The 12,497-nt window shown below is 34.5% G+C and carries 12 protein-coding genes; 2 read left to right on the top strand and 10 right to left on the bottom strand.

Annotated features, from left to right (window positions below):
* Positions 1 to 32: 32 nt before the first annotated feature.
* From FLACOL7796_RS16610 to truA, 3 genes are all read right to left on the bottom strand, one after another.
* Complete coding sequence (locus FLACOL7796_RS16610) at positions 33 to 617, bottom strand: NUMOD4 domain-containing protein (RefSeq protein ID WP_173971852.1); 585 nt, start codon at positions 615 to 617, stop codon at positions 33 to 35.
* A gap of 143 nt (positions 618 to 760) precedes the next feature.
* A complete protein-coding gene (locus tag FLACOL7796_RS16605) occupies positions 761 to 2,515 on the bottom strand; it encodes an ABC transporter ATP-binding protein (protein ID WP_173971851.1) in 1,755 nt (584 codons plus the stop codon).
* 146 nt (positions 2,516 to 2,661) lie between these two features.
* The gene (truA, locus tag FLACOL7796_RS16600) at positions 2,662 to 3,402 is read right to left on the bottom strand and encodes a tRNA pseudouridine(38-40) synthase TruA (RefSeq protein WP_173971850.1); all 741 of its coding nucleotides are present in this window, start codon (positions 3,400 to 3,402) and stop codon (positions 2,662 to 2,664) included.
* A gap of 278 nt (positions 3,403 to 3,680) precedes the next feature.
* Here truA and FLACOL7796_RS16595 point away from each other — a divergent pair, with 278 nt between their 5' ends.
* On the top strand, positions 3,681 to 4,175 hold the full coding sequence (locus FLACOL7796_RS16595; RefSeq protein ID WP_173971849.1) for a metallophosphoesterase family protein: 495 nt from the start codon (positions 3,681 to 3,683) through the stop codon (positions 4,173 to 4,175).
* A 1-nt stretch (position 4,176) separates the two neighbouring features.
* On the opposite strand, the gene FLACOL7796_RS16590 is transcribed toward FLACOL7796_RS16595, so the two are convergent.
* The 3 genes from FLACOL7796_RS16590 to FLACOL7796_RS16580 form a co-directional block, all read right to left on the bottom strand.
* Positions 4,177 to 5,103, bottom strand: a complete 927-nt coding sequence (locus tag FLACOL7796_RS16590; protein WP_173971848.1) for a sensor histidine kinase — start codon at positions 5,101 to 5,103, stop codon at positions 4,177 to 4,179.
* Positions 5,104 to 5,150: 47 nt separating this feature from the next.
* Positions 5,151 to 5,813 carry a response regulator gene (locus FLACOL7796_RS16585; RefSeq protein WP_173971847.1) on the bottom strand — a complete coding sequence of 221 codons (663 nt, stop codon included), beginning with the start codon at positions 5,811 to 5,813 and terminating at the stop codon, positions 5,151 to 5,153.
* A gap of 163 nt (positions 5,814 to 5,976) precedes the next feature.
* Entirely contained in the window at positions 5,977 to 6,390 is a 414-nt protein-coding gene (locus FLACOL7796_RS16580) for a DUF4293 domain-containing protein (RefSeq protein WP_173971846.1), read from the bottom strand.
* Positions 6,391 to 6,571: 181 nt separating this feature from the next.
* On the opposite strand from FLACOL7796_RS16580, the gene rho reads away from it, so the two are divergent.
* Positions 6,572 to 8,482 carry a transcription termination factor Rho gene (rho, locus tag FLACOL7796_RS16575; protein WP_173971845.1) on the top strand — a complete coding sequence of 637 codons (1,911 nt, stop codon included), beginning with the start codon at positions 6,572 to 6,574 and terminating at the stop codon, positions 8,480 to 8,482.
* A 322-nt stretch (positions 8,483 to 8,804) separates the two neighbouring features.
* On the opposite strand, the gene FLACOL7796_RS16570 is transcribed toward rho, so the two are convergent.
* The 4 genes from FLACOL7796_RS16570 to FLACOL7796_RS16555 all read right to left on the bottom strand — a co-directional run bounded on the left by FLACOL7796_RS16570 (position 8,805) and on the right by FLACOL7796_RS16555 (position 12,387).
* On the bottom strand, positions 8,805 to 9,824 hold the full coding sequence (locus FLACOL7796_RS16570) for a M28 family peptidase (RefSeq protein WP_173971844.1): 1,020 nt from the start codon (positions 9,822 to 9,824) through the stop codon (positions 8,805 to 8,807).
* A gap of 6 nt (positions 9,825 to 9,830) precedes the next feature.
* Positions 9,831 to 10,799 carry a DUF3667 domain-containing protein gene (locus FLACOL7796_RS16565; RefSeq protein ID WP_173971843.1) on the bottom strand — a complete coding sequence of 323 codons (969 nt, stop codon included), beginning with the start codon at positions 10,797 to 10,799 and terminating at the stop codon, positions 9,831 to 9,833.
* Positions 10,800 to 11,037: 238 nt separating this feature from the next.
* Positions 11,038 to 11,811, bottom strand: coding sequence for a dienelactone hydrolase family protein (locus FLACOL7796_RS16560; protein ID WP_173971842.1), 774 nt, complete (start codon positions 11,809 to 11,811; stop codon positions 11,038 to 11,040).
* Positions 11,812 to 11,934: 123 nt separating this feature from the next.
* Positions 11,935 to 12,387 carry an Lrp/AsnC family transcriptional regulator gene (locus tag FLACOL7796_RS16555; RefSeq protein WP_173971841.1) on the bottom strand — a complete coding sequence of 151 codons (453 nt, stop codon included), beginning with the start codon at positions 12,385 to 12,387 and terminating at the stop codon, positions 11,935 to 11,937.
* Positions 12,388 to 12,497 lie beyond the last annotated feature (110 nt).

Here is a 12,497-nt window from a genome sequence, read left to right as displayed (position 1 = left end):
TACATTGATAATTCACAATTCATAATTCACAATTAAACCTTTACGTGTCCCCAGTTTTCACCGCTGGCAATACGTCGTATTTGCATTTCGCTTACGCCAAATTGTTTGGCAATCATTTTTAGACGGGTTTTTTGTTCAGGTCGCGCAAGGATTTTCTTGATTAACATTACTTTAGTAGTTGTTAATTTTCTTCCATCTGCTTTTAAGTTGTGTTCGATCAGATTCTTTTTGGCCTGAATCACACGCGGACTTTTGCGGCTGTGCGCCATCATTTCGGCTTTTGTTGCCCAGCGTAAATTATTCACATCATCATTACTTCTGTTATAATCCAGATGCAATACATAAGTTTGTTCTTCGGATGTTTTTGGGATAAAATAGTGAGCCACTAATTTGTATAAAAAAAGGTATTTATTAACGATCTTGTCGTCTTTCTTAACCTTAAATCTAAAAGTTGGGTAACCGTCACTTAAACCGCCTTTTAAAAGACGTCCGTTTTGTATTTCATCAGAAAAGCTTATTAAGCGACCTTTGTTTGAAATGGCATATCTAAGTTGTAATGAGGCGTTTATTTCTATTTCTTTGAACTGTTCGTTTGGATAAAATCTATTTTGTGGCATTTTCTTTTTCATTTGATATTTGTCTCTCAAAGATAAATAATTCAAAAAAAAGGAATGCTATCCCTTTGACTGCCAAGCACCAGTTTTATGATTCCTATAACGCTAATTTAACTTTTTTAAGAACTTTTTTAGCATTTCAAATTTCAGTTGGCGACAGAAAATTGAGAGTCATAGAGATTTTTGTAGTAACCGTCGACTTTATTTAACAATTCCTGATGTGTTCCCTGCTCTACAATTAAGCCTTTATCCATAACAATGATCTTATCTGCATTTACAATTGTAGCCAATCTATGCGCAATAATAATCGAAGTTCTTCCTTTGGTAATCGTTTCGGTCGCGCGCTGAATCAATTCTTCAGAATACGTATCTATAGAGGACGTAGCTTCATCCAAAATCAAAATACTCGGATTACTTACATACGATCTCAAAAACGCAATTAACTGGCGTTGTCCTGACGAAAGCATCACACCACGTTCCTTAACATCAAAATCATAATTATCCGGCAAACTCATGATAAAATCGTGTACACCAATTTTTTTTGCAGCATCAAGCACCTTCTCACGCGTAATTTCAGGATTATGCAAAGTAATGTTGTTATAAATAGTATCAGCAAACAAAAATACATCCTGCAAAACCACCGCAATTTGTTTTCTTAAAGAAGCCAGCGTATAGTGCTCTATATTATGACCATCAATAAAAATAGTTCCGCTGTTGATCTCATAAAAACGATTCAGTAAATTTATAATAGTCGATTTTCCGGCTCCTGTAGAACCTACAATAGCAACAGTTTGTCCTGAATCTACAGATAAATCAATTCCTTTTATCACTTCCTCTTCCGGAATATAACTAAAACGAACATCCTTAAATTCAATTTTTCCTTCAAAAACCGGAGCTTCAAGCGTTCCCGTATCCTGAATATGATCCTGAGTATCTATAATATCAAAAACACGATTGGCCGCAATCATTCCTAATTGCATCTCATTAAACTTATCCGCAATCTGACGCAATGGGTTAAACAACATCCCGATAAACATTGTATACGAAAATAAATCTCCAAAAGTCGTAAAATGATCCCCGTTCAGGATTTTAAATCCTCCGTAAACGACCACCAATCCTAAAGTAATAGACGAAATAATATCAGCAATCGGAAAAAAGATCGAGTTGTATAAAATCGTTTTAATCCACGCAACGCGGTGTTTATTATTGATTTCCTTAAAGTTTTCGGCCTCAATTTTCTCACGGTTAAAAAGCTGTACAATCTTCATTCCCGTAACACGTTCCTGTACAAACGAATTCATATTGGCAATTTGCGTACGAACTTCCTCAAAAGCCACCTGCATTTTACGCTGAAAAATTCGGGTAATAAAAACCAGAATAGGCATTGCAACCACCACAATCCAGGTAAGTTTCCAGTTCATGTAAAACATAAAAATCAAAACCACCAGCATTTTCATCAAGTCACTAATGATCATGAACAAACCCTGACTAAAAATACGCGCAATCGATTCAATGTCCGAAACCGATCTGGTTACCAATTGCCCAACCGGAACCAAGTCGAAATATTTCATTCTAAAACTCAAAATGTGCTTAAAAAGTTTCGTACGAATGTCTTTTACAATATCCTGTCCCAGCCAGTTTGCCCAGTACACAAAATAAAACTGAGAGAAAACTTCCATCAAAAGAACCACTCCCATCAAAACAATGTACATTAGCAAACCTTCCTTATCATGCGTCTTGATATAGCCGTCGACCGTTTGTTTTAATAAATAGGGGCGAAGGGCAGCAAAAATCGATAAAGAAATTGCAAAAATAATAACGCCATAGTAGCGCCATTTATAAGGTTTAGTATATTTTAAAATTCGTTTGAATAATCCGGTATCAAATGCTTTTGCTTTCATTTATTTTAAGGAGCTAATCCTGCTTTTCGTTACAAGTTTTTCTCAAAAATGTGTTTTTGTACTGTTTTTATAAAGCTTCCGCTGGTCGCTTCATAAAAACACAAAAACTACATTTTTCTCAAAAAAGCTTTTCACTGCAATCAGGGCTATTTTATGATGTAATCGTAATTAATTTCGGTTAAATATAATCCGTGCGCCGGAACCGAAAAACCGGCTTTTTCTCGACTTTTACTGGCAATGATATTTTCAAAATCAGTTAGAGAAATTTTGTGTAAACCTATATTGACCAAAGTGCCTACAATAGAGCGAACCATATTTCGTAAAAACCTGTTTGCCGAAATGGTAAAAATCAGGTTCTTGTTTTTTATTTTCCAATACGCTTCAAAAACCGTGCAATCAAAAGTATTTACATCTGTATTTACCTTCGAAAAACATTGAAAATCCGTATGATTCAGTAAGATTTTCGCAGCTTCATTCATCAAATCTACGTCTAATTTTTGATTAAAATACCAACTCAATTCCTGCAAAAACGGATTTTTAACAGTATTGATATGGTATTCATAAGTTCTTTTAGTCGCATCAAATCGACAATGCGCCTCATCCTGAACCAAAATAATATCAAAAATCGCAATGTCTTTTGGCAAATACGAATTCAGCTTATGTATTAAAGTCGGAACATCAATTGTGGTATCAAAATCAAAATGCGCATACATTTCCCGGGCATGAACGCCAGTATCAGTTCTTCCGGCACCCATTGCATTTATAGGAGCATTCAGTAAAACCGAAAGTGCTTTGTTTAAAGTTTTCTGAACAGAAGAAGCGTTAGGCTGAAATTGCCATCCGTGATAATGTGTTCCGTTATAGGCAAATTGAATAAAATATCTCATTTTTAAGGGACAGAGGTTCTGAGGGGCAAAGGTACAAAGATTTCTTTATAGGTTCAAAGGCGCAAAGGTTCAAAGGTTCAGAGGTTTTTGAATTGACTGTAATTCTAAGATTCTAATTTTGTGTTTTTTTATGGTAGAGACGCACAGCAGTGCGTCTCTCCAGAAATATCAACTTAAAAGAAACCTTTGTCCCTTTGAACCTTTGCGCCTTTGTACCTAATTTTAAACAAAAATCCTTTGTACCTTTGCGCCTCTTAAACTTTGCACCTCAAAAAAGAATGAAAAAAATCTTGCTACTTTCCGATACTCATAGTCATATTGATGATACTATTTTAAAATATGTAAATCAGGCCGATGAGGTTTGGCATGCGGGAGATATTGGAGATTTGCACGTAACCGACACTATAAAAAAGCTTAAACCTTTACGTTGCGTTTATGGTAATATCGATGATGCACAAGCCCGATTAGAATTTCCTTTGCACAATCGTTTTTTATGTGAAAATGTATCTGTTTGGATTACCCATATTGGCGGTTATCCGGGGAAATACAATCCGGCAATTAGAGAAGAAATGGCTTCAAATCCGCCAAAATTATTTATCTGCGGGCATTCGCATATTCTAAAAGTAATGTTCGATAAAAAGAACAATCTATTGCACATGAATCCCGGTGCAGCAGGAAAAAGCGGATTTCATCAGGTAAGAACCATGTTACGATTTGTAATTGATGACGATAAAATAAAAGATCTGGAGATTGTAGAAATCGGCAAGAAATAATTTAGTGAGGCAAAGGTATTTTAATCTTAATCGAAGTGCCTTCGTTAGGTTTTGAAACAATTGATAAAGTGCCTTTGTATTTTTTAATTCGTGCCCTGATTCGGTTCAAACCAAAACCTTCCGATTCGTTTAGTTTTTCAGTCTGAAAGCCTTTTCCGTCATCATGTATTGCAATGATAAAATGATCATTGCTTTCGTATAACGAGATCTCGCCTTTTTTTGCGTCGCTGTGTTTAATAATGTTGCTAAATAATTCAGATACAATAAAATAAATCTTCATTTCGAATTTTTCATTGTATCTTTTATCAGACGGGATTTTGCTCGAAAAATTAAACTGAATACTCGAATTGGTATTTCTTTCGCACAAATCTTCCAGCGCATAAATTAAACCAAAGCGTACCAAAAGAGTAGGAACAAGGTCGTGCGACATATCACGTAAAAGATCATGAGCTTCTTGCAAAATGGCTTTTGCTTTCTGGATTTCTTCAGATTTTACATTGGTTTGAGCGGTAAAAGTATTCAAATGCAAACCTACAGACGACAATAGTGAATTGATGTTGTCATGAAGAAAAGAAGCAATTTTTTTGCGTTGGATTTCCTGAGTATCTATTCCCGCATTGATAATGTTAAGCAGTATTTTTTGCTTGGTATCTTTTCGCTTGATCTTTTGTTTCAGTTGGTTATTTTGGTAAAAGAAATAAAACAAAAAGAATATAATGATGACCAGTACAATAGAAAGACTTACGATTTTTTTATTTCGCAATTGTTCAAATTTTCGCCCTTCAGAAGGTTTGATTTTTTTTGAATTTTGTTGCGCTATAATTTCTTTTTCTGCAGAAGGTGTAGGCTTGTTTTCCTGGCTTAATAAAGTGTTCCCGCTCACCGTAGTGAAAAGAAGTAACCATAAAAAAACTCTAATTAAAGCCATAAATCAAATATAAAATTCTGAATAGATTTTTAAACTCCCTAATGCAACTACGGATTTATTAAATTGTTTTTGAGCGCGTATTTTACAAGACCAATAGTGTTTTTGGTTTGTAATTTTTTCATGATATTCTTTCTGTGTGTTTCCACCGTATTCATACTGATAAAAAGCTGTTCGCTGATTTCTTTACCACTGTATTCAAGCGAAATGAGAGTAATAATTTCGATCTCACGAGCGCTTAAAATAGGATTTTCAACATAAAGCGGTTTGTTTAATTTAGGATTGTTGTGCGCAAAACTATTAAAGATTTTCTCTCTTACAGCATCGCAAAAATATTCCTGACCCTGATAAACAGCTTCGATAGCTTCTATGATATTTTCGCCGGCACATTTTTTTGTGAGATAACCTTTAGCGCCTAATTTCATTACCTCTTTTATGATTTTTAAATCATCATAACTCGACAAAATAATGACTTTGCATGGAAATTCCTTTTCGCTAAACTCCTTTAATACTTCGATACCGTCTTTTTTGGGCATACTAATATCTAAGACTAAAATATCGGCATTATCCTGAATGACATCGTTATAAACAGTTGTTCCGTCCAATGATTTGCCTACAACTTCAAAGTTGTCTACGGTTTGCAGCAAATTGGTAAGACCATCAATAAGTACCTGATGATCATCAGCAAGATGTATTCTTATGTTCTGTGTCATGATTGTTTTGGACTGAAAAGCAAATTTATAGAAAAATTATCTTACAAAGTTGTTTTTTAAATTTGTTTTAACGATTCTGGCAGATTTGCAAAATATAAGGCACAAAAAAACCCGAATCATACAATTCGGGTTCTCTTCGCACAAAAAACTTAAGTTTATAGGTTTATCTCAAACGATCTACAGATTTTACAAGATCTTCATCCTTCTTGATGGCCTTATTAGCTAACACTAATAATACGATAGCAACAATTGGTAGAAACATCCCAATACCTTTCTCAGAAACAGCTAGTGCTTCTCCAGATAAATTTAGAGAACGATATACAAACAATCCTAATAAAATTAAATTTAATATTATGTTCAGTCTGTTCATCACAAACTGATTTTGTCTTTTCTTATATGAAATAATACTAACAACAGTTAGCATTGTACTTAAACCAACTATTACGGTATAAATTGGGTCTTGATTAAAATAAAATAATTTACCGTCACTTAATGTCCAAATCGGAATAAAAAGTAATAAAACACTTGTCACTAAAAAGGCAAGAATTAAATAAACGGTTTGAATTCGTTGTATCATGGTGTAAAATTGTTTTACAAAAATATATTTTCTTTTTTTAAAATACTATTGTATGATTAAATTTTATTCGTATTATTGCATCATAATACCGTAAGCACTTCATACTGCGGTCAATCGAAAACTATTATCTACCTATCTTTTTACAGTATTCCGTTAAAATAATTAAATTCATAGAACATTCATGTTTGATATTTCTGCATTAAAAGAAATGAAGCTTTCTGAGCTTCAAGAAATAGCTAAGTTAGCTAAAACTATAAAGTTTACTGGTGTCAAAAAAGAGACCTTAATTAGTCAGATTTTAGCACATCAGGAAACCACTGTAGCACCGTCTGCTAGTGCTGTAACTGAAAAGGAAAATGTTGATGATAAGCCAAAAAGAGCAAGAATTGTTCCTGTGAAAAAAGCGGCTATTAGTAAAAATGCTCCAGTTTTAGAATTTGATACAATACAAGAAACTCCGGAAAAAACAGAAGCTCCAGTAGCTGTAAAACAAACTCCGGCAGCAAAAATAACTCCAGCAGCCAAAATTGCTCCAAAAGCCAAACAGGCACCTGTCGCTAAAGCAGCTGCAGAAGTAAAGGAAGTAAGCGAAGTAACAGAAACTCCTGAAAATTCAGAAGTTCAGGAAACTCCGGCAGTAGAGAAAAAAGGACCAAAAATCGTAAAATTCAACAAATCAGCTTACGAGAAAAAAGTCGCTTTGCAAAAAGAAAAAGAAGCCACAAAAGAAGCAATTCCGGAAGGCGAAGCTGTAGCAGAAACTTCAACTGCTGAAAAAACAGAAGCACCAGCTATTGTAAAAAAGGTCAATCCGAACCAGAATAAAAATCCAAACCAGAATCCCAACCAAAACCCAAATCAGAATCAAAATCCAAATGCTAACCCAAACGCAAATGGTAACGGAAATGGGAATAACGGGAATCAAAACCCAAATCATAAAAATAAAAAGAATAATTTCAGAGATTCAGACTTTGAGTTTGACGGAATTATTGAAAGTGAAGGTGTTCTTGAAATGATGCCGGATGGTTATGGTTTTTTACGTTCATCAGATTATAATTATTTAGCCTCTCCTGATGATATTTATTTATCAACTTCACAAATCAGATTATTTGGTCTTAAAACCGGAGACACTGTAAAAGGAGTGGTTCGTCCTCCAAAAGAAGGCGAGAAGTTTTTCCCATTAGTTCGTGTACTTAAAATCAACGGTCACGATCCGCAAGTAGTTCGCGATAGAGTTTCTTTTGAGCACTTGACACCAGTTTTTCCTTCAGAAAAATTTAAATTAGCCGAAAAAGGCAGTTCAGTTTCAACCCGTATTATCGATTTATTTTCTCCAATCGGGAAAGGACAACGTGGTATGATTGTCGCTCAGCCTAAAACGGGTAAAACAATGTTGTTAAAAGACATTGCAAATGCAATCGCAGCCAATCATCCTGAAGTTTACCTTATTGTTCTTTTGATCGATGAGCGTCCTGAAGAGGTGACTGATATGCAACGTAGTGTGCGTGGAGAAGTTATAGCTTCTACTTTTGACAGAGAACCACAAGAACATGTAAAAATTGCTAATATCGTTCTTGAAAAAGCAAAACGTTTAGTAGAATGTGGTCACGATGTTGTGATTCTTTTAGATTCGATTACACGTTTAGCAAGAGCTTATAATACTGTTCAGCCAGCATCAGGAAAAGTTTTAAGTGGAGGTGTTGATGCTAATGCATTACAAAAACCAAAACGTTTCTTTGGAGCTGCCAGAAATGTAGAAAATGGTGGTTCGTTAAGTATCATCGCAACTGCATTGACTGAAACAGGTTCTAAAATGGATGAGGTAATCTTCGAAGAATTTAAAGGAACCGGTAACATGGAGCTTCAATTAGATCGTAAGATAGCCAATAAACGTATTTTCCCTGCTATTGATCTTACTTCGTCAAGTACGCGTCGTGATGATTTATTATTAGACGAGAAAACATTACAAAGAATGTGGATCATGCGTAAATATCTATCAGATATGAACCCGGTAGAATCTATGGATTTTGTAAACGATCGTTTCAAGAAAACAAGAAACAACGAAGAGTTTTTGATTTCTATGAATGACTAGAGGAAGGTTCAAAGGCTCTGAGGTGCTGAGGTACTAAGGTTTTCTTTTTGGATTCTATAAAATATAAAAAAGGGATGAGTTTTAAAACTCATCCCTTTTTGTTTTTGATATTGTTTCTAAACATAGCCCAAGGTTTCAACCTCGGGGGTACAATATATTATCTCTATTCGTATCCCAAGGTTGAAACCTTGGGCTATTTTTACAATATAATAAGATTGCGGTTGTAGACTTTAGTCGATAAAAAAACTTGAGCCTAAGAACCTCAGAGTCTCAGCGCCTTTAAAAAAAACCTTTGAACCTTAGTACCTCTGAGCCTTTGCAACTACTTTTTATCAACTACCGGTCTGTTTTCTCTATTGGCTAAATCCCAGGCGATTGAAAAAGCAAGTTTTGTTCTTTTGGTTAAAGCATCGTATTCAATTTTTTCTGGTTCGTCGCCCTTTTGGTGGTAATCTTCGTGAACTCCGTTAAAGAAGAATACTGAAGGAATACCATGTTTTGCAAAGTTATAATGATCAGAACGCTCGTAAAAGTGGTTTGGATCTTTAGGATCATTAAACTTGAAATCTAAATCTATTTTAGTGTATTTCTCATTTTGTGCCACTACAATATTGTGCAAATCACTTGATAATCTGTCAGCTCCAATTACGTAAACATAATTGTTTGTTTGAGCATGTTCTACATCGCGACGACCAATCATGTCGATATTAATATCGGCAATAGTATTCGCGATAGGAAACAATGGATTTTCAGAATAATAACGAGAACCATGTAAACCATGTTCTTCGCCTGTTACGTGTAAAAACAAGATTGAACGCTTAGGCCCGTGTCCTTGTTTTTTTGCTTTTGCAAAAGCTTTAGCCATTTCTATAACCGCTACAGTTCCTGATCCGTCATCATCGGCACCATTGTAAATTTCTCCATTTTTGATCCCTACGTGATCGTAGTGAGCAGAAATCACTAAAACTTCATCCGGTTTTTCAGAACCTTCAATATAAGCCCAGATATTCTCTGAATCCGGTAAGTTTTCGTTGCGTCTTGCATTTAAGAAAGCAGCAGGAATATGCTGATAATAATCTGTTGCTCCTTTAGGAAACGAAATTCCGCTTTTCTTGTATTGTTCGATCATATACAGACCCGCTTTTTTCTGTCCTTTAGATCCCGTTTCACGACCTTCCATTTCGTCAGAAGCGATCACGTACAACATTGTTTTCAGACTTTTTTCGCTAATCGCTTTTATGTATTTGCTTGGATCCGAATTGTCTTTTGATGCAACCGACTGTGCGTTTTTACATGAAAAGGCTGTAGTACCAATTAGTAACAGAAGTATAATTTTTTTCATTTGATATTAGTGTAAATTGATGAATGTGAAAAGAATGTATAGACAAAGTAAAAATATAATAAAAAGTGAGTTTATTATAAATAATAAGATACTTTTCACAAAAGAAACTATTCTTGATTCGCCATAAAAACGATGATGCGCAGGATAAAAGTAATATAACATCCAGATTGTTCCAACAAAAGTTATAATTCCTGAAACATAAGACAAAGGACTGTTTTCTCCAAAGAGACCAAAAAATCGGTCTGAAATAAACATGATAAGAAAAATGAGCAATAGGAAAGAAAAATAATGGAGTGTGAAAATTCCGTGATCAAAATAATACCATTTTTTTTTGCTGTGGAAAAGCCACAGGAAAAAGGCAAAAAATGGCATAATAATAAATAGAATTTTAGGAAGATTGTGAAAGAAGGATTCTATGAATTTTTCATAAATCTCTTTTTTTGTATATTTTTCAGTGACATGTATTGCCTTTTCAGAAAACCAATAGCTAGAAGCATTCAGCTTTTCGTTTTCTTTACCATATTTCTGAATAGAATCAATTTCTTTCATGGTTTTAAAATGGAAATACCGCTTATCTGTTTTCTTATTTACAGTCGCATCATTTTTAGAGATTTCTTCATTTATGGCTTTTTCACTTTTTACAATTTTTTCGTTTACATTGGATGGAAAAAGAGTAATTAATAAAAAAGTGATAAAACTGATAAAAATATAAAGACGTACCGGTGCTAAATAGGACAATCGTTTTCCCGAAAGATATTCTTTGGTTAAAGAAGAAGGTTTAAACAAAAGATTTTTAATGGTACGCCAAAAGGCATTTTCGTAATGCGTTAAATCTTCAAAGAAATGAATAAATAAGTGATGAAATGTTTTTCGGGAATCGGTGTTTTCCTGCCCGCAGTTTGGGCAAAATTTTTGTTCTACAACGTGCCTGCAATTCAGGCATGTTTTGTCTTTTCTAATCGGACTGTGTGACATTGGGTATAAATTACTTTGGTTTGATTTTGGTTGTTATTTTTTAACCCAAGGCTGAGGTGGGTTTAAATGGGTTTATGCTGATTTTTTGCTCACGGATGTTACGGGTTAAACGGGTTTTCGCTGGTTTCTTTTTACTAATCCCACTAGCTATCGGTATTTCACAAATTAGCGTGAATTAATTTAAAAAATCTGTGTAAACCCCTTTAATCAGTGTTATCCGTGTACCATCAATAAAGTATTACTTTTTTAATACTTCGTTCAGGAAAAGCTGTAAATGTTCAAATGATCTTTTTGCTGCAACCGCATTATACGCTGCGCCTTTTGAGTTATCGTTTCCGGCTTCAGGATTGGTGAAAGAGTGAACAGCATTTGCATAATAAATCATTTGCCAATCGGTTTTTGAGTCACGCATTTCTTGCTGAAAAGCAGTAATTTCTTCTTTAGATTCAAATGGATCATCGGCACCATGACAAACTAAAACTTTTGTCGTAATAGGTGTAACAGGACGAGTTGCGTCTTTGCCTAAACCTCCGTGAAACGAAACTACACCTTTTAGATTCAAATGTCCGCGGGCAGCTTCCAGAACTCCCGTTCCTCCAAAACAATATCCTATAGCGACAATATTATCAGCATTTGCACCAGATTTAATCAATTCCTGCAAAGCTGCATCGATACGTTTTTGATAAATCTCGTAGTTTTTTTTATAATATCCGGCTTGTTTTCCTGCTTCGGCAGTGTTGGTAGGATAGTTTCCTTCGCCATAAATGTCAGCGATGAAAACATTATAACCTAGTTTCGATAAATTTTCTGCAATATCTTTAGAGGCTTTGTCGATTCCTAACCAGGCCGGTAAAAGTAAAATTCCCGGATTTTGACTGCTTTTTTTCGCAGATTTAACAAATAATCCGTTTAATGCCTGAGAACCATCTTTATACTTTACTGGTTTTAATTGTGCATTTATAGTGTTAGAAAACAATATAGTAGCAAATAATAGAAGGGCCGAATTTTTCATAGTGGTACAATTTTAAACAAATATCAGAAATAATATGTTACAAAAAAACCTCGAAATGTATTTCTTCCGAGGTTTCTGTAAGTTGATTTATAAGAGGAGCACTATTGGCTGATATACATTATATTACAGCGAGATATTACGTTTAAAAGCACATCCCAATTCGATAATAGAATCGGTTTTGGCGATACCCGGAATACTATCGATTTTTTCGTAAAGAATTCTTCGCATGTGTTCGTGGTTGGTCGCAATAATTTTAATATAAAGAGTGAAAGAACCCGTTACATAATAACATTCGGTAATTTCAGGAATATCTTTTAATGCTTCAATAATTCGATCTGAATCCGAATCTTTATTTAAGGTAATTCCGGTGAAAGAAGCCCAGTCATAACCAATTTTCTTTTCCTGAATAATGGGTTTTATACCGCTAATCACACCTTGTTCGATCATGCGATTAATACGCTGATGCACCATTGTGTTTGATATCTTTAAATTAGCAGCAATTGCAGAAAATGCCATTCGGCCATCTTTTTCTAATTCTTTAATGATGCTAATATCAAATTCGTCTAATATATCCATTATTTTAAATTGAGTTATTGTGTGTTATTCTTAACTATTGGATTGTATGTAGTCCCTAACGGGACATATTTTATTGTACTATTATTTATTTTCTACCAATATTATATTCC

This window comes from Flavobacterium bizetiae (genome assembly GCF_902804475.1).
Lineage (GTDB): Bacteria > Bacteroidota > Bacteroidia > Flavobacteriales > Flavobacteriaceae > Flavobacterium > Flavobacterium bizetiae.
Note: the sequence above shows the minus strand (reverse complement) of the source record. Positions and strands in the feature narration are given on the sequence as shown.

What these genes read in the sequence shown, in the direction of transcription:
- FLACOL7796_RS16595 (WP_173971849.1), top strand. Translation starts at nt 3,681, where the DNA reads ATGAAAAAAATCTTGCTACTTTCCGATACTCATAGTCATATTGATGAT.
- FLACOL7796_RS16555 (WP_173971841.1), bottom strand. Translation starts at nt 12,387, where the DNA reads ATGGATATATTAGACGAATTTGATATTAGCATCATTAAAGAATTAGAA.
- truA (WP_173971850.1), bottom strand. Translation starts at nt 3,402, where the DNA reads ATGAGATATTTTATTCAATTTGCCTATAACGGAACACATTATCACGGA.
- FLACOL7796_RS16590 (WP_173971848.1), bottom strand. Translation starts at nt 5,103, where the DNA reads ATGGCTTTAATTAGAGTTTTTTTATGGTTACTTCTTTTCACTACGGTG.
- FLACOL7796_RS16605 (WP_173971851.1), bottom strand. Translation starts at nt 2,515, where the DNA reads ATGAAAGCAAAAGCATTTGATACCGGATTATTCAAACGAATTTTAAAA.
- FLACOL7796_RS16565 (WP_173971843.1), bottom strand. Translation starts at nt 10,799, where the DNA reads ATGTCACACAGTCCGATTAGAAAAGACAAAACATGCCTGAATTGCAGG.
- FLACOL7796_RS16585 (WP_173971847.1), bottom strand. Translation starts at nt 5,813, where the DNA reads ATGACACAGAACATAAGAATACATCTTGCTGATGATCATCAGGTACTT.
- FLACOL7796_RS16610 (WP_173971852.1), bottom strand. Translation starts at nt 617, where the DNA reads ATGCCACAAAATAGATTTTATCCAAACGAACAGTTCAAAGAAATAGAA.
- FLACOL7796_RS16570 (WP_173971844.1), bottom strand. Translation starts at nt 9,824, where the DNA reads ATGAAAAAAATTATACTTCTGTTACTAATTGGTACTACAGCCTTTTCA.
- rho (WP_173971845.1), top strand. Translation starts at nt 6,572, where the DNA reads ATGTTTGATATTTCTGCATTAAAAGAAATGAAGCTTTCTGAGCTTCAA.
- FLACOL7796_RS16580 (WP_173971846.1), bottom strand. Translation starts at nt 6,390, where the DNA reads ATGATACAACGAATTCAAACCGTTTATTTAATTCTTGCCTTTTTAGTG.
- FLACOL7796_RS16560 (WP_173971842.1), bottom strand. Translation starts at nt 11,811, where the DNA reads ATGAAAAATTCGGCCCTTCTATTATTTGCTACTATATTGTTTTCTAAC.